The 20,594-nt window shown below is 64.7% G+C and carries 21 protein-coding genes; 6 read left to right on the top strand and 15 right to left on the bottom strand.

Annotated features, from left to right (window positions below; genetic code table 11):
* Positions 1-11: 11 nt before the first annotated feature.
* From OZ671_RS10160 to OZ671_RS10110, 11 genes are all read right to left on the bottom strand, one after another.
* A complete protein-coding gene (locus tag OZ671_RS10160; RefSeq protein ID WP_268860653.1) occupies positions 12-2,123 on the bottom strand; it encodes a DUF2793 domain-containing protein in 2,112 nt (703 codons plus the stop codon).
* Positions 2,124-2,311: 188 nt separating this feature from the next.
* On the bottom strand, positions 2,312-4,603 hold the full coding sequence (locus tag OZ671_RS10155) for a DUF2793 domain-containing protein (protein WP_268860652.1): 2,292 nt from the start codon (positions 4,601-4,603) through the stop codon (positions 2,312-2,314).
* A 21-nt stretch (positions 4,604-4,624) separates the two neighbouring features.
* Positions 4,625-8,701 carry a host specificity factor TipJ family phage tail protein gene (locus tag OZ671_RS10150; protein ID WP_268860651.1) on the bottom strand — a complete coding sequence of 1,359 codons (4,077 nt, stop codon included), beginning with the start codon at positions 8,699-8,701 and terminating at the stop codon, positions 4,625-4,627.
* The gene (locus tag OZ671_RS10145) at positions 8,698-9,087 is read right to left on the bottom strand and encodes a hypothetical protein (protein ID WP_268860650.1); all 390 of its coding nucleotides are present in this window, start codon (positions 9,085-9,087) and stop codon (positions 8,698-8,700) included. The genes OZ671_RS10150 and OZ671_RS10145 overlap by 4 nt, the downstream gene beginning before the upstream one ends.
* On the bottom strand, positions 9,084-9,602 hold the full coding sequence (locus tag OZ671_RS10140) for a DUF1833 family protein (protein WP_268860649.1): 519 nt from the start codon (positions 9,600-9,602) through the stop codon (positions 9,084-9,086). The genes OZ671_RS10145 and OZ671_RS10140 overlap by 4 nt, the downstream gene beginning before the upstream one ends.
* On the bottom strand, positions 9,602-9,970 hold the full coding sequence (locus tag OZ671_RS10135) for a hypothetical protein (RefSeq protein ID WP_268860648.1): 369 nt from the start codon (positions 9,968-9,970) through the stop codon (positions 9,602-9,604). The genes OZ671_RS10140 and OZ671_RS10135 overlap by 1 nt, the downstream gene beginning before the upstream one ends.
* 49 nt (positions 9,971-10,019) lie before the next feature.
* Positions 10,020-11,051 (bottom strand): phage tail tape measure protein, encoded by a 1,032-nt coding sequence (locus tag OZ671_RS32070; RefSeq protein ID WP_442957067.1) that lies wholly within the window; start codon positions 11,049-11,051, stop codon positions 10,020-10,022.
* A 160-nt stretch (positions 11,052-11,211) separates the two neighbouring features.
* Positions 11,212-11,463: a hypothetical protein gene (locus OZ671_RS10125; protein WP_268860647.1), complete on the bottom strand. Its 252-nt coding sequence runs from the start codon at positions 11,461-11,463 to the stop codon at positions 11,212-11,214.
* On the bottom strand, positions 11,460-11,777 hold the full coding sequence (locus OZ671_RS10120; RefSeq protein ID WP_038309989.1) for a hypothetical protein: 318 nt from the start codon (positions 11,775-11,777) through the stop codon (positions 11,460-11,462). The genes OZ671_RS10125 and OZ671_RS10120 overlap by 4 nt, the downstream gene beginning before the upstream one ends.
* A 17-nt stretch (positions 11,778-11,794) precedes the next feature.
* On the bottom strand, positions 11,795-12,265 hold the full coding sequence (locus OZ671_RS10115) for an iron ABC transporter substrate-binding protein (RefSeq protein WP_268860646.1): 471 nt from the start codon (positions 12,263-12,265) through the stop codon (positions 11,795-11,797).
* Positions 12,266-12,364: 99 nt separating this feature from the next.
* Positions 12,365-12,808, bottom strand: coding sequence for a phage tail terminator-like protein (locus OZ671_RS10110; RefSeq protein ID WP_268860645.1), 444 nt, complete (start codon positions 12,806-12,808; stop codon positions 12,365-12,367).
* A 515-nt stretch (positions 12,809-13,323) separates the two neighbouring features.
* On the opposite strand from OZ671_RS10110, the gene OZ671_RS10105 reads away from it, so the two are divergent.
* The gene (locus OZ671_RS10105; RefSeq protein WP_268860644.1) at positions 13,324-13,629 is read left to right on the top strand and encodes a Dabb family protein; all 306 of its coding nucleotides are present in this window, start codon (positions 13,324-13,326) and stop codon (positions 13,627-13,629) included.
* Positions 13,630-13,653: 24 nt separating this feature from the next.
* On the opposite strand, the gene panB is transcribed toward OZ671_RS10105, so the two are convergent.
* The 3 genes from panB to dusA all read right to left on the bottom strand — a co-directional run bounded on the left by panB (position 13,654) and on the right by dusA (position 16,643).
* The gene (gene panB, locus OZ671_RS10100; RefSeq protein ID WP_268860643.1) at positions 13,654-14,520 is read right to left on the bottom strand and encodes a 3-methyl-2-oxobutanoate hydroxymethyltransferase; all 867 of its coding nucleotides are present in this window, start codon (positions 14,518-14,520) and stop codon (positions 13,654-13,656) included.
* Between the two features lie 59 nt (positions 14,521-14,579).
* Positions 14,580-15,434 (bottom strand): sulfite exporter TauE/SafE family protein, encoded by an 855-nt coding sequence (locus OZ671_RS10095; RefSeq protein ID WP_268860642.1) that lies wholly within the window; start codon positions 15,432-15,434, stop codon positions 14,580-14,582.
* Between the two features lie 171 nt (positions 15,435-15,605).
* On the bottom strand, positions 15,606-16,643 hold the full coding sequence (gene dusA / locus OZ671_RS10090; RefSeq protein ID WP_268860733.1) for a tRNA dihydrouridine(20/20a) synthase DusA: 1,038 nt from the start codon (positions 16,641-16,643) through the stop codon (positions 15,606-15,608).
* 116 nt (positions 16,644-16,759) lie between these two features.
* Between dusA and OZ671_RS10085 the strand changes: the two genes are divergently transcribed.
* From OZ671_RS10085 to OZ671_RS10070, 4 genes are all read left to right on the top strand, one after another.
* Complete coding sequence (locus OZ671_RS10085) at positions 16,760-17,836, top strand: tyrosine-type recombinase/integrase (protein WP_268860641.1); 1,077 nt, start codon at positions 16,760-16,762, stop codon at positions 17,834-17,836.
* Positions 17,837-17,935: 99 nt separating this feature from the next.
* Complete coding sequence (locus OZ671_RS10080; RefSeq protein WP_268860640.1) at positions 17,936-18,145, top strand: helix-turn-helix transcriptional regulator; 210 nt, start codon at positions 17,936-17,938, stop codon at positions 18,143-18,145.
* A 66-nt stretch (positions 18,146-18,211) separates the two neighbouring features.
* Positions 18,212-18,472, top strand: a complete 261-nt coding sequence (locus tag OZ671_RS10075) for a hypothetical protein (RefSeq protein WP_268860639.1) — start codon at positions 18,212-18,214, stop codon at positions 18,470-18,472.
* A 7-nt stretch (positions 18,473-18,479) separates the two neighbouring features.
* Positions 18,480-19,853, top strand: a complete 1,374-nt coding sequence (locus OZ671_RS10070; protein WP_268860638.1) for an AAA family ATPase — start codon at positions 18,480-18,482, stop codon at positions 19,851-19,853.
* On the opposite strand, the gene OZ671_RS32065 is transcribed toward OZ671_RS10070, so the two are convergent.
* A complete protein-coding gene (locus OZ671_RS32065; protein WP_442957069.1) occupies positions 19,836-20,384 on the bottom strand; it encodes a hypothetical protein in 549 nt (182 codons plus the stop codon). The two genes, OZ671_RS10070 and OZ671_RS32065, sit on opposite strands and share 18 nt — an antisense overlap.
* Between OZ671_RS32065 and OZ671_RS10060 the strand changes: the two genes are divergently transcribed.
* Positions 20,316-20,468: a hypothetical protein gene (locus OZ671_RS10060; protein WP_268860636.1), complete on the top strand. Its 153-nt coding sequence runs from the start codon at positions 20,316-20,318 to the stop codon at positions 20,466-20,468. The two genes, OZ671_RS32065 and OZ671_RS10060, sit on opposite strands and share 69 nt — an antisense overlap.
* Positions 20,469-20,594: the final 126 nt, after the last annotated feature.

Below are 20,594 nucleotides of genomic sequence, written 5' to 3'. Positions count from 1 at the left end.
CGCGATTATGCTCACATCCTCGCCTTAGCTACATACTCAAAACAGCCGATAAGACCTCCAACTATGTTCGCTTGAACAAATAATGCATTTTCGTTTGCGAGAACCCAAGAGTAATTTCCACCGTTCCGCCAATCAGTATCGTAGTATGTAATTCGACCGACATTTCCTGCAGTGTCATAAATCGACACAGTGGGACTGGCTCGCATTTGGACTTTAAATCGAACAGTCGCATACATGCCACCATTGGGCATGGGATACTGGTTGAACAAATTGGTGGGTGAACCGGGATTTTTATCGGCCGGGAGGCTCTTTTCGTAGTATCGTAAGCAACGCAGAAGCTCGGCAGCAGGATCGGGCACGACAAATGGTCTTACTGAACCGATACCCGAGATATCCGGATAAAGATCAATATCTCCGATTTCAAAGACGTTGCTTGTTGAGCCCAGACCGTTGATTTGTGCGGCGGTCGACATCGTATCGGCAGTGTTCCAACCGAGCGTGCCGAAAAAATTGGCCCCGCAGGCGAGCGTCACCGAAAACGCCGCCCCTGCGCCCGCCCCGGTCAGTATCCACGGTCCGATTGCGTCCGGATCGATCGAGATCGTCTGGAGCGTGTCCGTGTTGGCCTGCGCCGAGGTGATCGTGAACGTTCCAAGAAAACACCGCGCGCCACCGGCACTAGCATACCTCCAGCCGTACGTGCCGGCTGGCCCCCGAAACATGAAAGAGCCAAGCAAACGCCGCGCACCGCTTGAGCCGAACCGTGTGCCGGCCAGCGCCTGGGCTTCGATCGTTTGCTGAACCAGCATGAAATCGCCGGCCGCCACCGCCGCCTTGGCCGTCGTGACGGTCAGCCGAAGGCGATTGGTGGCGCCCCCTGGCGTCGGCGCAGCGACGCGTTGGACGGTAATGCCTATGCCTGCACCGACTGTCGCCACATACATCTGATCGGCGATATATGGCCAGGCGCCCGTACCAGTGATCGGCACGGCCGTGTTGCCGTACTCCTGGCTGTGCTGCATCGCCCCATTGACGATCAGGCTCGGCGTCGGATCGATCACCTGGACGATCGCCCGCGCCTGCGCCGGTGTGCCGTCAATCGGCGGGCCGCTGCCGGCAGCGAGCGCGCGTAGCTTGATCGTACCTGCCGCCATGTCGGCGAGCTTGGCATTGGTGACCGCGGCATCGACAAGTTTGGTCGTCGTCACCGTGCCTGCCCCGAGGGAGAGCGGCGTGCCGTCGGCCCGTGTGTAGCCCGCGCACTGCCAGACACCGTCGCCGCTAACAAGCAGCGCCCAATCCCCGGTTGCCGTTACGATATTGGCACCGGAGGGAAGAGCAAGCGACGCCCCATGCGTCAGAACAAGCGCGTCGGCGAACCGCACCAAACGCCAGACCCCGTTAGCCGCAGTGCCAAAGGCCGCGATGGCCGTCGCGCCAGTAATGTTGACGAGGTTCGAGTTGACCGCGCCGAGATCGACGGTCGGCGCCGACGCGACATCGACGGCAGAAGCCCAATCAAGCGGCCCGGTCAGTCGGCCGCCGGTCGCGCCGAGCGCGTCGATGCCCCAGGCCGTGCCATTGTATTGAAGCCGCGCCGAAGTGCCCGCGAGCACGACGCTCATGCCGTCTTGCGGCGGCGTGAAGGACCATTTGCCTGTGGCAGCGCTGTAAAGCGCGAGGTGTTCAGCCCTGCCAGCCCACGCACCGGTCGGGTCGATGCCGACAAGATGCCGGTCGCCATCCGCCGGAGCTGCCGGCGGCGTATTGCCATGGGACAGAACGGGGTAATTCGGCGCAAGGTCGGCCGCATTCTGCAGGCGCGTCAAGGCCGCAATGGCGGCGGTCGAGCTGGCCGTGTTGATCGCCCGGTTGATCGAACGCTGTTCGACGACGAGATCGATCGTGCGCGTCGCGGCCTTGTAGGGCCAGGCCAAGGTGACCTCGGTTTCGGTCAGCGCCTTGATGACGAGAATGCGGCCTTCATCGTCGAGAACGGCATCGCCTTCTCGGGCCCCGGCGGTCACCGGAAGGATGCCGGCAACGGATGCGGTCCTGCTGTTCTGCGTCAGCGTGATCGTCCACACGCCGGGCTCGGCGGCGAGCAGCTTGTCGTAAGACATCGATTGTTCCTGGATTTAGCGCTTATGGCGCAGACGACGGTGGAGCCGAAACATGTGGTGAGCGGAGGCTGCCGCCTCGAAGCGTGTCGACCATAACGGCTCAAGCATGGATCGTTCTTAATGCATGGAATCGCGGGAGACCGGCGCCCATGCCGCTGTGCAACGCTCGGCCAAGGGGCAACAGCAGCCTAAGCAAGGGATCGAGGTGCTGCCGGTTGCGCGACGTAGCTCAAAGTGCCGTCCGCGATGCGCCTTGCTGCCTCACTCCGCATGGCAAAGAAATACTCGTAGCGCAGGCCATGCCGAACGACTGGCTTGCCTTGCCGATCCAGGCGAGGCGCTTTGCCCTTGATCGTCTTCACCACTTGGACCATTCGCGGCGCGCGATGCAGGGTCGGCTTTCCATCCGCCCCAAGGAGCGGTAGGCCGTCGCTGGTCTCGACTGGTACTTCATCAAATTCGAGAACGTCTTCGTCGACAGTCTTGGTAACCAGGACCGCCCGGCCGTCCCGAAGTTCGATGTCCTGTCGCGTTACCGATCGCACGGATTTTGCCTGTTCGCTCACCGTGTGTTGCTGATCGACATCGTCGAAAAGTGGGTCTTCGCAATAGGCCGCATAACGCTTCGGATCGAGCCCGCGCGCAATCAATGCGTCGCGGAACGCCTGCGCAGTCGGCCCAAAATGGATCCGCGCGCCATCCTCGCCTTTGTCATCGACCGCCGATTTCCACTGCCAGAACTGGACAGGCGTGTCGTAAGCAGCCAGAAGCGCTTGGTCGTCATCACCAAGTAAATTCTTCTCGGCAGCGTCCGACGTGACGATGTTGGGGTTTGTCGCAAAAATGTTTCGCATGCGAGCGCCGGACCAACCGATGTCCTGCGCGCCATCGCTGAAGGGAACGAAGGTGCCCGTAGCGTCGATCGCGAACCGGGCAACTCCATTGGTATGGAAACGAATCTGGCTATTCGCCGTGGCGACGTCCTTGCCAAAGACACTAATGGCGGCGCCGTTGCTGTAGCTATCCCCTCCATAAATCTCAACGGACGACGTCGTGTTGGTCGCCCGCATCACTATGCCTGACGATCCAAAGAACTGGGATGACTGATACGTGTAGCCCAAGCACGTTCCGTCATACTTCACCTGCAGCGGCGTTCGAACGTAATTCCCAGCACCGTCCCAAATATGCAGCAGGTAAGAACCGTCGAGATAAAGCTCTTCCTGAATGCGAATCTGGCCGTTTGACCAGCCAAGATTCCGCATGGCCTGTCTCGAGCCTACTGCCCCGGCGAACTGACCAATCCCGGCATGGAAGGTCGTATTGCCGGACGCGTCGATGCTGATCCCGGATGAAGACTCGATCGTGCCACTGGTATCGCCAAAGCGCGGCACGCGACCCGCGGTGGTCGTCGTCGGAAGCCCGATCAGATTGCGCACCTGGTCGCGCGAGAGGTCTTCAGGCGCCCCCATTCCAACCGACGCACGCCCCTTGATGCGCGAGGTCGCCATGTCGGCAAGCTTTGTGTTGGTCACCGCAGCATCGGCGAGCTTGGCCGTGGCCACCGAGCCTGCGCGAAGCCCCAGGGGCGTCCCGTCGATCCGCGTATAGCTGAAACACTGCCAATTGCCGCTCCCCCGGCTGACGAATTCGGCTCCGTCGCCATTCGCCGTCGTGATGTCGAGGCCGCCCGGGAGCATCAGCACAGGACTGTGAACTAGCGTGACGATATCGGCGAATTTGACCGTGCGGTGGACGCCATCGGCCGCCATGCCAAGCGACAAGATGGCCGCAGTACCAGTGATGTTGATGAGGTTGGAATTGGCCGCTCCAAGATCCATGATCGGCGCCGAAGCGACGTCGACTGCAGGCGCCCAATCGAGCGGCCCCGTCAATTGGCCGCCGGCCGCGCCGAGGGCGTCGAGCCCCCACTTTGCACCGTTATATTGAAGCCGCGCCGACGTGCCGGCGAGCACCACGCTCATGCCGTCTTCAGGCGGCGTGAATGACCACTCGGCCGTTGCGGCACTGTAAAGTGCCAGATGCTTGGCCTTGCCGGCCCAGACACCGGTCGGCGCGAGGCCGACGAGATGCCGGTCGCCGTCCGCGGGAACGGCCGGCGGCGTGTTGCCATGAGACAGAACCGGATAGTTCGGCGCCAGGTTGGCCGCATTCTGCAGGCGCGCCAGCGCGGCAATGGCCGCGGCGGAACTTGCGGTGTTGATCGCCCGGTTGATCGACCGCTCTTCGATGACGAGATCGATCGTCCGCGTCGTGGCCTTGTAGGGCCATGCGAAGGTGATTTCGGTTTCGGTCAGCGCCTTGATGACGAGAACGCGACCTTCGTCGTCGAGAACCGCATCGCCTTCGCGGGCGCCCGCCGTCACGAGCAGGATACCCGCGACGGGTGCGGTCGCGCTGCCCTGGGCGAGCGTGATCGTCCACACGCCGGGAGCGGCGGTGAGCAATTTATCGTAAGCCATTTGTATTCCCCGAGCGAAAAATCAGCAGAAGCGAGCGTCGATGACGGCCGAGCCAGAGAGCTTGATACGCTGCTGGCTGGCGGGGATCGGTTGGGTGGTCCAAGCTGTCCGTAACCGCCATTGAACCAGAAACTGCCAATCGCCAGCCGGTACGGTATTGCAGCCCGTGTCGAGGATCTGGTTGATGGAAGCGCTCCAGTTTGCGGTCTGCGCCGGCAACGTGATGACGCCAAATTCTTGCGGCGACAGAATCTCAACCTCACCGCCGCCGCTGCGGCCAATGACTCGAAAATCGACATAGACCCACGGCCAGGCGGTCCCGGTGCCGCCGATGCTGTGCGTGCCGCTTGAAACCGACTTCAGGCGCAGGAATCCCATGACCGGTGCATCCGATATCCCGGCGCCCGGCACGGCCCCAGGATTAGGCGTAATCCTTATTGGTCCACCGATCGGAAACTCGGCCCAGCCGTTAGCTCCACCACCCGGGCAGTCGCCGACGCCGATGTCGACATAATCCACATCGACCGGGCGGAGGACCCGGCGTAATTCGCTTGAAGTACCGGATGCGATGCCGTTGCGGACAAACCGCCCATGCTCATCCACCATGAGCTGCGGCGCGCCGCCGGCCTCCGGTCGGCGGTAGATACGATTGCCGACCAGTACGACCATGCCTTTCGGCGTGCTGCCGCCGCCCGCCTGCGCATAGGCTTCGATCCCGGCCTCAGCCATCCCTCCACCGTCTGTCGCCTTGACCAGCATCTGCACGCCGGACGCCGCGCCGCCCGGCAGCGAAGCCGCTTGGCGGAACTGCAACAGGCCGTTGGCGCTGAGACTGCCGACCGAGGCTTGCAGATTGTTGATCTGGCTCGTCTGCGCCGAAACGGTGCCGTTGAGATTGCTCACCGTGACATTGGTGCTCGCCAGCGCCGAGGCATTGGCATCGACGCCGGCCTGCGCCGTCGTCATGCGCGCGGCGAGATCAATCAGCGAAGAGGCCGTCGCTGAATTGCGTTCCGTTTGGGTCGACGAGAACTGCGTGAATTCCGCGCGAGTCTTCGCCAGCCCCGTGACCGGATCATTGATCTCGGCCTGCAGGCCCTTCAGCTCGCTCGCCTTGGCGAAGCCGTTCACCGGGTCGGTGAAGACCTCGCGCATTTCGACGAGCCGCGCCTCGGCCTGGCCCTGCACAGAGACCAGGCGCCGCCCCTGGCGGATGCCCATCTCGGTGACCTGCTCCATGATCTCGGTCTGGCCCTGGGCAAGCTCCTCGACCTCGGCCCTGATCTCGTCGCGCTGCTTGTTGGCCTCGGCCAGCGCGTTGCGCATGGCGCCGTTGATCATCGTGTAGGCGATGACGTCGTGTTCGACATCGGTCGCCGTCACCACCGGCTTCGGCACCACCAGCTGATAGGGCTGGCTCCACGCGCCGGGCAGACCGGTCGCGCCATAGGCCCGCGCCCTGACCTGCACGGGCGTGTCCGAATAGCGCAGCGGCACGGTGCCGGCATTGGCGGCGCCGTCGTAGATGGTCGAATAGTCGGCGCCGTCCTGGCTGAGCTGCACCTCGAAGCGGGCGGCGCCGGGGCTTGCCAGCACGGCCCATTGCAGCTCGAGCGAGGAGGTGTGCTGCAGCACCTTGGCCGACAGCGTCCAGATCGCCGGCGCCTCGTCGCTGACGAGCGGCCAGGTGAGCGGCGTATCGGGCGGGATGACCGCGCCGATGGCATCATAGACCGCGGCGCTGTCGAGCTTGGCGGTGAGCGCCGTCAGGCCCTTGTCCTTCGGCTGCTGGCTCTCCACCAGCCATTGCTCGCCATGCTCGACGATCGGCCCGACGATGATGCTCGGCGGCGCGCTTTCCGGATCGCCGAGCACGTCGGCGAGCACCACGCCGGAGGAGGCCTCCTCGGCCGCCACATCGGCGGCATCGAGCACGACCTCGCGAAGGCCCGTCCCCTGAACGAGGCGCACCGGTCCCCATTCCTGCCCGCCCCTGTCGCGCAGCATGGCATAGTCGCCGGCCATGACGGCGAGGTCCATGTCGAGCGCGAGCGTCAGTCCGGCCGCGCCGGTGACGCCGGCGACCTGGCGCGAGGCGACGAACCAGGAATCGACCGCGATCGGATCGCCGCGCAGCACCAGGCGGCCGGCGAGCTCGGTCTGGAACGAGACGGTGGCGCGCCGATAGAAGCCGGCGGCGGCCAGCCAGCGCGCGGTCTCGACCGCCGCCGCATAGGTCGAGATGCCGGATATCTCGATCCGCCGCGGCGTCGTCGACGGCATGCCGTAATAGGCCTCCGCCGTGTTCTTGCGCTTGGGATCGGCCGCCTCCGTATAGGCGACGATGACGTGCGAGGTGCCGTCGTCGGCCTCGAGCTGGAAATCGAGCGAGGTCGTGCCGCGCACGATCTGCCGTCGGCTGAACGTGTGCCGGCGTACGGCCTTCGGCTCGTCGCGGACGAAGCTGTAGCCGGCGCCGAGCCGCACCGGCTCGGCGCGGAACGGGAACATGATCGTGCGCGCCGCGTCCCAGAGCGAAACCGGCCCGCGGATCAGCCCGTCGAAGGTCAGCGAATGGCCGCCGACGGCCTGATAGGCACGCACCTTGGCAAGATCGATGAGATGAGCCTCCACGCCGCCGCCGAAGGCCGGGTCGCGCAGGACGTCGACATAGCAGTCGACGCAGTTGCGGATCGTGCCCTCGACGAATTCGCTGCCGTTCCAGACCGGACCGAGCCGCTCGACCTCCACCTGGATATCGGCGAAGGCGGTGGCGGTCAGCGACTTGCCGCTGCGGATCTTCATGCAGAGCTCGGTGAGCCCCTCGCGCACCCTGACATCGGGCATGTGGCCGCGCAGCGCGTCCCACTGGATGTTGCGCTGGAACTTGGCTTCAGAATCGACGTCGAGCCGCGGCAGGTTGTTGTAGGCGCGCACGGCATAGCGGCCGAGCGGCACGTCCTTGGTCCTCGTGAAGCGCTTCGGCTGCATCACCTTCAGCGCGGGATTGGTCTCCCGGTAAAGGGTCTGCCAGGGACCGATCGGCTGGCCGGCATCGTCGACCGGCGCATATTCGAAGCGCATGTCGATTTCCAGCGTCGTGCCGGTATTGGTCTTCCAGTAGCCATTGGGGAAGCTGTAATCGACCTGCAGCCGGGAGATCTCGACGCCGACCGGGGTCACCACGAAGGGTCCGGCGATCGGGTTCGGATCGTTGGACAGCGGCAGGACCGCACCGGACACGCTCGGCGAGGTCAGGACATCGCCGGGCACGAGCGCCGAGGGCTGGCCGTAGAGGAACTCCACCTGCGTGCCGGTGAAGGGCGTGGTGACACCGGCCGAGGTCGGGCCGCCATTCGGCAGGCCGCTGGCCGCGCCCTCGGCCCAGAGCGTGGTGGCGCCGGCGCGGATCGTCCTGATCCGGTATTTGCCGCAGCCGACGATCAGACGCTTGTAGAGCGTCATGTCCTCGCCGTCGTGGGTGAAATAGTCAGGCTGGGCAAGATCCGGCGCATGCCAGAAGCGGCCATAACCGACGGGGATGCGCTCGTTGGGCCGGCCGAGCGTGCCGCCGCCGGTGACGCCATAGAGCTTGGCCGGCGCCTTCTGCTGCGCCAGCGCCGCCAGCAGCGCGCCGCCGCCGACAAGGATACCGGCGGTGATGGCGTTGCCGACCGGCCCTACCGAGGTCGCCGCGATGGTTTCAGCAGCCAAAAGACCTTTGGCAATTGCAGGGCCAGCCCACCATGCGAACGCGATGAGCGCGATAGAGGCGACCGCCAGGCCGATCTTGGCACCGGACTGGCTGCCCGAGCCGCCCTGGGGCAGCACGGTGAACAGCACGATCTCGTCGCGCGCGACCGCACGGTCGGCCCAGGTCCGGCCGGGATAGGCCTTGTCGACCTCCGGCAGCCAGACCGACTCTTCGGTCGGCGCGAAGATCTCGCCCGGGCGATGGACGGAAACCAGGAACGGCGCGCCGTTCATGCGCGACGCATGGGCGCTGACGATCCGGTCGAGCCGGCGCCGGCGCCCCTTCAGGTCGATGCGCGGCGCGAACTCGCCGCCGGTGACATTGGCAAAAGCGATCTGGGTCATAGGGGCTCGTAGAATTCGGGAAGCCAGCCGCGGGCCTCGACCAGCATGAGATCCTCGATCGCCACGCCCTGGGGGCGGTCGGCGTGGACGATCATCGGGCCCGGCATGAGAAGACAGACGCCGGCATGTTCATCGATGCGCGGCTTGCGACGCTTGGACATGAGCACGACGGCGCCGTGGCACGGCCCGTCGACGCGCCGCCAGCGCGTTCGTTCGGGATGCGACAGGAACAGCCGGTGGCGGGCAAGGCCCGAGGGCGGATAGGCGACGACAGGCAGGCTGCGGGCGAAGAAGCGCTGCTGGATCTCGGCGGTCAGCGCCCAGCAATTGCGTTCCTCGGTCCACGGCTCGCCGTTGATGGCATTCAGAAAGGCATCGAGGGTCACAGCACGTAGAGCGCCGGGAACCGGGCCTTGTCATAGATCTGACGGGGGAAGGCCTTGGACTGCATCTCCTCGTAGCCGATCTCGCCCGTCGCGGTGCTGCCGGTGACGGTCACGCGCCTGAGCTTGAGGTCGCGGATGACCTGGCCGGGCGCGGAGAGGTCGGAGGCGACATATTCGCGGTAGATGACGCGAACGGCCGCGTTGCTCGCTATGGCCTGCCGGAGGATGGCGGCGATCTGGCCGGACACGTTGTCGATCTTGACGGTGGCGGGCGTCGGCCCGTTGCCGGTATGGCCCGGCGGCTGGATCGCGAAGGCGACGGCGGTGAAGGTCACCGCCTGGCCGGGATCGAAGGGCGCCTCCATCTCCAGCGTCGCCGTCAGCGGCTGATCCTGGCCGGTGACCAGGCGCAGCGGCTCGGCGAAGGCGGCATGGTTGAGCTCGACGGTCGAAATGATGTCGTCCGACGGGCTCGTGGCATAGGCCTGCTGCATGGCGGCGGAGATGATGGACATCAGTAATAGACCGTCAGTGAGAGGGTGACCTGCCAGGCATCGTCGCTGAACGGCACGATCTTCGGCCGCTCGCCGTCGAGATGAACGGTGCGGTCGGCATAGCTGCCGTCGGCATTGGCGGTCGGCATGGTGAAGCGCAGCGTGCCGTCGCGCAGGACATCGTCGAAGAAGCTCTCGAAGGTCGCGAGCTGGCTGCCGTCCATGACGAAATTGGCGGTGTCGCGCCGCGCGCGGATCCGGCTGCGCGGGCGCGCGAGAACCGGGCCATCCTCCATTTCGGTGATCACGGGCGGAAAGCGCTTCTGGCGCGAATAGCCATCCGTCTTCGGCTCCCGGGGGAGCGAAGCCGGCCAGACGGGGAGTGTCATGGTCGTTCCTGAACTGATGAGGCGGGAAAAGGCGGACGCGCGGCCAGGCTCAGCCGCGCAGATTGCCGTTCTGGTGGACGCCGAAGCGCTCCTGGATGGCCGAACCGAGATGGCCCTGGCCGCCGGCAACGTCGCGCGCGAGCTGCGCCTGCAGCGCCGGATAGATGTCGACGACCGTCGAGCCGTCTGGCCCGGTCCGCTCGCGCACCTCGCCGCCATTGTAGTTGTTGATGATGACACCGGGCCGGTCGCTGCCGCCCGCGCCGGTTGCCGCCATCACACCGAGTTGACCGGAGGAATTGCGCCGCAGCGGCATGATGGCTTCAGGTCCCGCCTCGCCCATCAGGCCCATGCCGCCGGCGAAGGGAAAGAGCGTCGGCTGGGAGACGACGCCGCCGTCGGCGAAGGCATGAAGCCCGATCGGGCTGAAGACATTGCCGTTGGCGCTCGCGACCGGGAACAGCCAGCTGAACAGGCTGCCGAGCAGACCCGACCCGGCCGGGCCGGCGCTGGTCTTGCCGAACAGGGAGTCGAAGATCCGGCTCACCGACATGTCGATGAGCTTGTCGCTGAAGCCGCGCGCGCCGGCCAGCAGGGCATCGCCGACCGGCTTGCCCTTGGAGATTTCCTTCAGGATGGTGGAGACACTGCTCCGCGCGCCGCCGGAAAATTCCTCCCATTGCTTCTTGGTGTAGTCGTCGAGCGCGCCGATACCCTCAGGCGCCGGGGCCTCCGGCGGGCGCGGTTGCGGCAGCGGCGCAGTGGCGCCCAGCGCACTGCGGGCGATCGGGCTGCGATCGGCCGTGACGGTCACGCCGTTCCGCAGCAGCTCGAGTTGGTGCAGGCGTTCCACAAGCCCGTCATAACCACGCTCGGCCTTGTTCAGCGGCCCGATCGTGTCCGTCTGGTCGTTGAGGCTGCGCGAGAGATTGCGGGTTGCATCATCGACCACGGTCGCAGCCTTGCTGAGACGCGACGCGCCAAGCTCCGCCTTTTCGAAGGTCGCGGCGAGCTTGTCCAGTTCGCGGGTGGCCGCGGAGACCTGGCCCGTATCGATCTTGAGGTCGAGTGCGGCATCCATGACAGGTTCCATCGATTGAGACATCACGAGAGGCCGGTTTCACCCGGCAAATGATCGAGCGGGCGTGCGTTCAGAGGCCACACGGCCGGGCACCGGCGGCACGAGGCCGCCGGCGCATCAGGTGATTTGCGTCGGCGCGGCCGGTCAGAGGCAGGGGCGATCAGGATGGACCGGCCCTGCTCTCCCTCGCCGCCTTGAGGGTGCGCAAGAGCCCCTTCACCTCACGCCCCGACACCGGCGGCTTGTCGGCCGGAGCCGGTTTGCCGCCGAAAATCGTGCGCAAGAGATCCAGGCGGCCCTTGTAGGCGGCCAGGATGGAGGTGATCCTCGCGCCAAGCGTCTGCTCCTCGGACCAGCCGAGCCAGCCGGTACCGATTTCGAAAAGCCACGCGTGGAAAGCCGCGTGGCTCACCCTTCCCCCGTCCGGGCAGCCTCCTCGACTGCCGGCGGCGCGCGGCCGCCATTCGACAGGAGCGTCAGATAGTCGGTCAGCGGCGCGATGAGGTCGGCCATGCCGCTGCGATAGACCGCTTCCTTGACCTCGTTCGGCCGCCGGCCGAGACCGGCGGCGACGATCACCGTGAAGGCGCCGAGCTTGAAGCCGGCGAGCTGACGGAAGGCCTCGGCAAAGCCGCCGAGGCGCTCGTCGATCTCGATCGCCGCGCCGAGCGTGCATTTGAGCACGACCGGCCGGCCATCGAGCATGAGTTCGACATCACCCTGCATCGGCGTCGTCCCTCGGATCACGGCACGACCGTGGCGGGGACCTCGATGATCGGCGAGACGATGCTGAGATTGAAGGTCTGCTTGGTCACCTTGTCGGCATCGGCGAAGGTGGTCTTCGCCGACTGCACCATGGCGTGGAAATAGAAGACCGTGTCGGTGTCGTTGGCGTCGGCGCGATCCGCCGCGACGATCTTCACCGCATAGGCGAACTTGGTCTTCTCGGCGGCGCGCAGCGCGACCTGGCCCGGATCGAGGGCATCGCGGCCAAGCGTCAGCAGCAGGGTGCCGGGATCGCGCGCGCCCTTGACCCGGCGCACGATGGGGGAGCCGATGGCGGTGAAGGTCGCGGCGGCGGACTGTTCGCCGAATTCACCGATGCTCTCCACCTCATGGACTTCCGTGTAGGTGAGCGCGGCATAGCCGGCGGCGTCGGTGGCGGGCGTGGTCGGGCCGACATAGACCTTGGCGCCGGACGTCGTGGTGATCATCAGGTTTCTCCAACAAAAAAACCCCGCCGGATGGCGGGGCTGACGTGACCGGCCGGGGCCGGGACAGGGGCAAGCTCGAAGGGGCGAAGCCGGAGCGGCTCAGGCGAAGGCGCGGTATTGGATGGTCACGGGCAGGTAGATGCGGGAGGCCTCATCCACCTTGGCGCCGACATGGGAGCGGATGACCTTGACCTTCACGCCGTCGCCATAGATGGCCTTGGCCGGCGAAAAATGCGCGGCGATCGCGCCCGCAACCTCCTTCGGTGCGGTGATGCCGGTGCGCTGCGGCCAGACGACGTCGACCTGGATCGTGCCGTTATAGTCCCGCGCGCCCGGCGTGATGGCGAGATAGGCCGGCGCGGCCGCCGCGAGCGCCGCGGGCAGAATGGGGCTCGGCGCCTCGCTGACCCGCAGCCATTTCTCATCGGCGGGCGGCGTGAAGTCGAGGTTCGGCAGGGCAATGGGAAGCGGCGGCGTCAAGGCCAGCGCCGCAAGCTCGGCGAACAGGCTTTCCACGATCTTGGTTTCGGTCTGCGTTGCCACTGAAAGCTCCGTTCCGGAATGACTGGCCTGGTGCCTGCGCGGCTCAGCAGCCGCGAGGGTCGACAGGCCCGCACACCGCCTGCCCCGCCAGGGGTGGCGCCGTTGCGGCCTGTTCGGCTCCAGATTGTCGGGAGATGACCGACCGGCCGCTGTGCGGAATTTCCGATCGTCTATTTCTCGTACTATGACTTAATTCCTATCATTCGTCAAGCACAATCTGGCGGCTGTGGATAAGTCGACACGACAGGGAGCCAGGACGAAGCCGCCATTCGCGGCGGAATTGTGCCGCGATAGCGACCGCAATGATCGGATGTGCTTTGTGGAAATCCTGTCCGGGGCCATGAAGCCCAACGGTACATTCCATGCATTAAGACATAATTCCTAATATCTGGCAAGAGCGAAGAAGCAAGACTGGCTATCGTGGCGGCACGGAGCCGACCCGCCAAGGCACAATGCGCCTTGCATCGCAGGCCTCACCTGATAGCGAGAAGGCCCCTCCCCATTCGGGCACAGCCATGATCCGCCACATCGTTCTGTTCAGCGCCAGGGACAAGGCCGACATCGGCCGCATCGTCGAAGGCCTCGCGCACTTGACCCGGATTCCGCACGCCCGCCGCCTCGAGATCGCGCGCAACCAGAAGACCGACCAGCTCGGCAATGATGTCGACGTGGTCGTCTATGGCGAATTCGACGACGATGCCGCGCTCGCCGCCTACAAGGCACACCCGCTCTACGAGACCACGATCCAGCTCGTGCGGCCGCTGCGCGACATCAGGCTGGCGGCCGACTACGCGGTGGCCTCGGCCGTCGCCGGCCCCTGACTTCGGGGGCGGCCGGGAATCCCGCTAGGATTTCGGCGTCCATGCCGCGACGGCCGCCTGCAAGGCCTGCGGCAGGGCATAGGATTCGGCCTGGCCGGGAAAGGCGCCGCTGCGGACGTCCTCGGCATAACGCGCCATACCGTCCTGCAGCTGCGCGAAACCATCGACATAGGTGCGCACGAACTTCGCCTTGTGGCCCTGGATGAGGCCCAGAAGGTCGTGGAACACCAGGACCTGCCCCGAACAGTGCGGGCCGGCGCCGATGCCGATGGTCGGGATGCGCAGGGTCTCGGTGGCGCGCGCGGCAAGCTCGCTCGGAATGCCCTCGAGCACCAGGGCGAAGCAGCCGGCCTCCTGCAGCGCATGGGCGTCGTCGAGCAGGCGCAGCGCATCGGCGGCGGCGCGGCCCTGAACCTTGAAGCCGCCCATGACGTTGACGCTTTGCGGCGTCAAGCCGAGATGGCCCATGACCGGGATCTCGCAGTCGACAAGCGCCCTGACCATGTCGATGCGCTTGGCGCCGCCTTCGAGCTTCACCGCGCCGGCGCCGCGCTGCATGAAGCCGCCGGCATTGCGGATGGTCTCCTCGGGCCCGAGATGAAAGCTCAGATAGGGCATGTCGGCGACGACGAGCGCGCGCGGCCGCGTGCGCGTCACAGCTTCCAGATGGTGGTTCATCATGGCCATGCTGACCGGCAGGGTATTGTCGAAGCCGAGACAGACATTGCCGACGCTGTCGCCGACCAGGATCATGTCGACCACGGGATCGGCGATGCGGGCGGCCACCGCGTCATAGGCCGTCGTCATCACCAGGCGGCGGCCCTCGCCTTTCCATTGCTGGATCAGCGGAACGGTGACGCGTGGCCCTTCGGATTGCGCGATATGGCTCAACGGTGCCTCCCATTTGCGGTGCAGCAAAGTGCCGGCCAGGCCGGCCTGTCGCAATCCCCCTAACGGGCGATGAAGTCCCACAGGAAGCGGCCGCTGACGATCAGCAGGAACAGGCCGAAGGCGATCTCCAGCTGCCGCTTCGGCAGGGCATGGGCGAGACGCGCGCCGAGCGGCGCCGTCCACATGGAGGTGGGGATGAACAGGAGAAAGCCGACCAGCGAGACATAGCCGAGCGCGAAGGGAAACTGGATCGCCGCGACGGCCGGATAGTCGGCCGCCTTCGACCAGCCGGCGAGGATATAGCCGATGGCGCCTGGAATGGAGATGAGCACGCCGAGGCCCGAGGACGTCGCCACCGCATTATGGATGGTGCGGCCATAGGCCATCATCACGAGATTGCCGAGCTGGCCGCCGCCGATGCCCATCAGGCTGGAGAGAATGCCGATGACGCCGCCCGAGGCGGCCATGCCGACGGGACCGGGCATGCCGGTACCGAATTTCAGCTCCTTGCCGGTCAGCAGGCGGAAGGCCGACAGGCCGGCGACGAAGACGAAGACGAGCTTGAACACGACCGGCGGGGCGTAGCGCGCAATGACGCTGCCGACCACGACGCCGGCAATGACCGGCACGGCCCAGGCCTTGAGCACGTCGAGATCGACCGCGCCGCGCGCCTTGTGGGCCTGGAACGACCGGATCGAGGTCGGAATGATGATGGCGAGCGAGGTTCCGACGCAGAGCGGCATGCGCACCTCCACGGGCACGCCGACGACGCCAAACAGCTCATAAAGCACCGGCACGATGACAGCCCCGCCCCCGACACCGAAGACGCCGGCGAGGATGCCGGTGGCAGCACCAGCGGCAAGCAGGCCGAAGGCCAGGATGGCCAGCTGGTCGTAGGGGACGCCAAAGAGCATGATGACCTTCAGATACGTGGAGCTTTTCGCAAGTGCGAAGGCGGCGGACACTGGACTTAGCGCACGGCGCGTTCAAGTGCCCCTGACGCATGGCGGAACTGCCCGCGTCGACTTGGTTGCATTGCAATGAGAATATGCCTGGCGGGCGCCGAGCGATGGACGGGAGACCTTTCAGGCGACGGCGCGCAGGGCGTGGTCGCCCCGGGCGGAGACGACGAGCGCCAGCGCATCCCTGACGACCCGGACATCCGCGCCGGGCTTCACGGCCTCGACGCTCAGGTGGCGGCGGAAGGCCCGCGCACCAGGAACGGCCTGGTAGAGCCCCAGAATGTGCCGGGTCATCGCGGACAGGCGGACGCCCGCCGCAAGCTGCGCCTCGATATAGGGGACGAAGCGCTCAATCACCTCGTCGAGGCTCGCGACGGGGGCCGGCACGCCGAACAGCACGGGATCGACGGCGGCGAGCAGATGCGGATCCTGATAGGCCGCCCGGCCGAGCATGACGCCGTCGAGACGGACCCCGCCGCGCGGCGCCAGCAGCGCCTCGGCCTCGGCAAGCGTCCGGATGCCGCCATTGATGGCGATCGGCAGCCCCGGCAGGCGCGCCTTCAGGCGGAACACCCTGCCGTAGTCGAGCGGCGGTATGTCCCGGTTCTCGCGCGGCGACAGGCCCTTCAGCCAGGCCTTGCGGGCATGAACGGTGAGCGCGTCGACGCCGGCGGCGACCGCCGCGTCGGCCAGGGCGTCGAGGCTTTCTTCGGGATCCTGGTCGTCGATACCGATCCGGCATTTCACCGTCACGGGCACGTGCACCGCGGCCTTCATGGCGGCGACGCAGTCGGCCACCAGCCCGGGCGTCGCCATCAGGCAGGCGCCGAACTGGCCGCCCTGGACGCGATCGGACGGGCAGCCGACATTGAGGTTGATCTCGTCATAGCCGAAATCCTCGCCGATCCGGGCCGCCTCGGCGAGCGCGGCCGGATCGGCGCCGCCGAGCTGCAGGGCGACCGGATGTTCCGCCCGCGACAGGCCGATGAGCCGCGCGCGGTCGCCATGGATCACGGCGCCGGCGGTGACCATCTCCGTATAGAGCCGCGCATGGCGCGTCATGAGGCGATGGAAGAACCGGCAATGCCGGTCCGTCCAGTCCATCATCGGCGCCACGGAGAATCGCCAAGCGCCTGATTTTCCTGCCTTTCCCTTATTAATCAATATCTTGCACCATTCTAACTCTTTTAGCTGCCATCATCGCTTTTCATGAGATTGCAGCCATTTGTAGGATTGAGTATGACATTGTCGTACCACTGGGAGGCAATGTCGTACCGATGGGCACTATCATATCACGTCGCCGAAAAGACGGCTCGACCGGTCACACGGCACAAATCGTAAAGAAAAAGAACGGTCACATTGTCTGGCGAGAGGCGAAGACATTCAACAGCGTTCGCGAGGCCAAATCCTGGGCTGCTTTTCGCGAGCGCGAACTCGATCGTCCCGGCGCCATCGAGGAACTTAACCGGCCGGTGACGACACTCCGTGCCGCTATCGAATTTTACGAGGAAGACAACAAGTCAATTGGCCGGACCAAGGAACAGGTCCTCCGATCAATCAAATCTCATCCTGTCGCGGAAATGGACTGCGCATTAATCCGCAGCCATGACATCGTTCAATTCGCGACCGACCTACTGAGCGCGGGTCGCAAACCTCAAACAGTGGGCAACTACGTCAGTCATCTATCCGCCGTGTTTCGCGATGCGCGTCCGTCACGCGGCATCCAGCTCGATCCGAATGAAATGAAGGCTGCGCGTGACGTTCTCGCTCGCCAGGGCAGGATCACGAAATCGTCGAAACGCGAGCGGCGACCAACTATCGCTGAAATTGATCGGATCATGCAGCACTTCATTGATCGCCAAGCTCGCTCGCCAAGATCCGCACCGATGCACGTCGTCGTCGCCTTCGCCATCTTTTCCACCCGACGCCTTGAGGAAATTTGCCGTATCCGATGGGTCGACCTCGACGAAGGCGGCAAGCGCGTCCTGGTACGCGATATGAAACACCCGGGACAAAAGCGTGGGAACGATGTCTGGTGCGAGATGCCGGATGAGGCGCTCGCCATTGCGTTGTCCATGCCACGGGGCGGCGATCGAATCTTCCCAATCTCAACAGACGCAGTGGGTGCCGCCTTCACGCGCGCTTGCCAGTTTTTGGCCGTCGACGATTTGCATTTCCACGATCTACGTCATGAGGGCGTGTCGCGGCTGTTCGAGATGGGCCGCACCATTCCGCAGGTTGCATCGGTTTCGGGCCATCGATCGTGGCCAAGCCTCCAGCGCTACGGCCACCTCAGACAGGTGGGCGACAAGTGGGCGGACTGGCATTGGCTGAAAAAACTAAAAATCACCTGACAGATCTTGTCGTTTTTTGGCATCGACGCTTACAGGGAGTTTTGCGCACACCTGAGGCGCCATAACCCTCCCCTACGATCCCTGCATTGGAGATCGACGATGCTCACCTCTTCCGAGGCGGCCCAGTTTCTCGGAAAATCCACTAGCTGGCTCAATCAATCGCGCATGCGCGGCGACGGCCCGGTCTTCTACAAGATCGGGGCTGCCGTCCGGTATGACGAAGCGGACCTACGCGCGTGGCTCGCCACTCGCAGGCGCACGGGGGTCTATGCCCACGCGAATGATAACGCACGCGCGAAGGCCGCCTAAATCTCACCCACAGCACCACTCCGGCCCAGGGCGGCAACCCTGGCCGGGTCCTCAAAGGAGGATGCGTTGCGCATCAAGGACGTGCGGCCTGGAGACAGGCCGTCGCGACGAGGCTTCGTGTGCCTCGCACGCTTCAATATCGAGCCGATCGAGGGGGTCGTGGTTTACGACCTGACCGTCGAACGGGCGCCAGATGGGCGCGAGTTCGTGTACTCGCCGATGCGTACCGGCGGACCGGTTGCAAACTTCTCACCCCATGTTCGCCAGCGCCTGATTGCGATGGCCAAGGACGCCCTTGAAGATGTCAGCAAGCCCTTTGCAGCCTGAACCCGGCATGGACCCACTGGCCTGCGCCCACAGCCTCGCCGATCGGTGTTGCGCGGACGTGCTGCTGGCACCGATGGTCGATGGCCAGCCAGACTTTGACGCCGACCGCGAAGCTTTCGAGTGGGCGCCGGAACCTTCCGCCGAAGAACCCTCCGCCGGCCTGTCCGCCGCGGATGCCGCCCGGCTTTGCCTGCGGATCGATTGTTTCGACTCATACAGCGCTCGCGTAAATCCCGGCGCGACCGTCGTGCGAACGCTTGACGGTCGCTACTTCATTCGTCGTGGCGATTCCCACGAATTAGCCGCGGCGCGAGAGATCATCGAGCGCGCCCTAGCAGGCGGTGAGATGGTCGACGGCGGCTACGTGCGGCCTCGGCAACGGCGGGCACACGCAAACGACAATCGTTCGCCCAAGACAGGACCGCAGCGTGTTCTCAAAACCGTTGACGCAAGCTCCCTGCTCGCGATGGAATTCGAGCCAGTCAGATATGTGGTTCCAGGCTACATCGCTGAGGGCCTTACATTGCTTGCTGGCCGGCCGAAGTTGGGAAAGTCTTGGTTCTCGCTCGGTGTTAGTTTAGCCGTAGCTACAGGTGGGAATGCGCTGGGTGCGATCCCTTGCGATCAGGGTGACGTCCTTTATCTCGCACTTGAAGACAACGAGAGGCGCCTTCAGGGGCGACTGCTATCTCTCCTGCCGAAGCTTGTAAGTCGTCCTGACGTGTCGCGGCTCAGGACGGCGACGGCCGCGCCCAAGATCAATGCAGGCCTGATTGAGGCGCTGGACGATTGGCGCAACTCAGTGGCCAACCCGCGCTTGGTGACGATCGACACCCTGGCGATGGTCCGATCTCCCAAGGGCCGGAACCAGGATCCCTATTCCGCCGACTATGAGGCCATTTCGCCTCTTCAACGATGGGCAAGCGAGCATCGCGTCGCCGTGGTCGTCGTTACCCACGTCCGCAAAGCCGAAGCTGTGGACCCGCTCGAGGCCGTGTCCGGCACGAACGGCTTGACCGGTGCTGCTGACGCGATCCTGGTCCTGACGCGCGACACTAGTGGCCCCAAGCTCTACGGGCGCGGACGAGACGTAGACGAGATCGACAAGGCGCTCAGGTTCGATGGCGGCCGTTGGTCCGTTGTCGGCAACAGCGAAGACGTCAAACGTTCCGACGAGCGCAAACAAATTATTCGGGCACTCGCCGACGCGCGGGGGGCACTCCGGCCAGAAGAAATCGCACAGGCCGTTGGAAAGAAGACCAACACGGTCAACGTTCGGCTTAGCCAGATGGTCAAGTCTGGCGAGGTCGAGAAGGTGGGATACGGCGCTTATAGACTCCCCCCATCAGACTCATCAGAGTCATCACTCTTGGCCGAATAGTCTGAAACCTCTATCTCCCTCCATCAGACTCATCAGAGTCATCACTCTTATAGAATGCTGAGGAATATATAGAATGATGACTCTGATGAGTCTGATGGAGGGAGATAGAGAACAATTGACAGGATCGCACTTGTGATCGACCCGCACACAATCAATGAAACCGTCGAGACCGACGGCGAGTCCCTCTTTTGTTTTGGTGAAGACGCCGAGACGGGCGAAATGGTGTGGGCCTGGATACCAGTAGAGATTTTGGAAGAGGCCGGACGCACGGACCTGCTGCGATCCGCAGGCATCTGGTCCGACGACGATTGGGAGGCGGCGGCGTAGGCAGTTTTCGCGCACAGATTCCGGAGTGGATGGCGCGGCCAGGGCGTAGGGGGCTCGTGGGCTCAAATGTCGTACATGTTCGACATTTGAGCCCATTTCTTCCGCAATCGTCATGTAGCGGTGAGCGCTATCTCGATGCATCTCAAATTCGGCTTCGATCCATGGCAAAAAATCGCCGTGGCCGAGGGCCTTCTTTTGTTCGATAAGCTCGCGGCCGACTTCAATGATGCTTTCCGCCGCAAGCTGCATTCGGCCACGAATACGCTCGGCCGCAGCGCGAGCGGCTGACGCTTTGTCGGTCGACATACCGTCCTTTCGGAGTGTGATTGCTTACCCCTAGCGCTCGCAAAGGGAGACGCGCGTTGGGGCTGCGGCCTTTTCGGTGAAGAGTCCCAAGACCGGGCAATTCGATTT

The organism is Phreatobacter sp. AB_2022a, from assembly GCF_026847585.1.
In the GTDB taxonomy this organism is placed as follows: Bacteria; Pseudomonadota; Alphaproteobacteria; order Rhizobiales; family Phreatobacteraceae; genus Phreatobacter.
The sequence above is the reverse complement of the archived record's forward strand: the minus strand, read 5'-3'. Positions and strand labels throughout refer to the sequence as shown.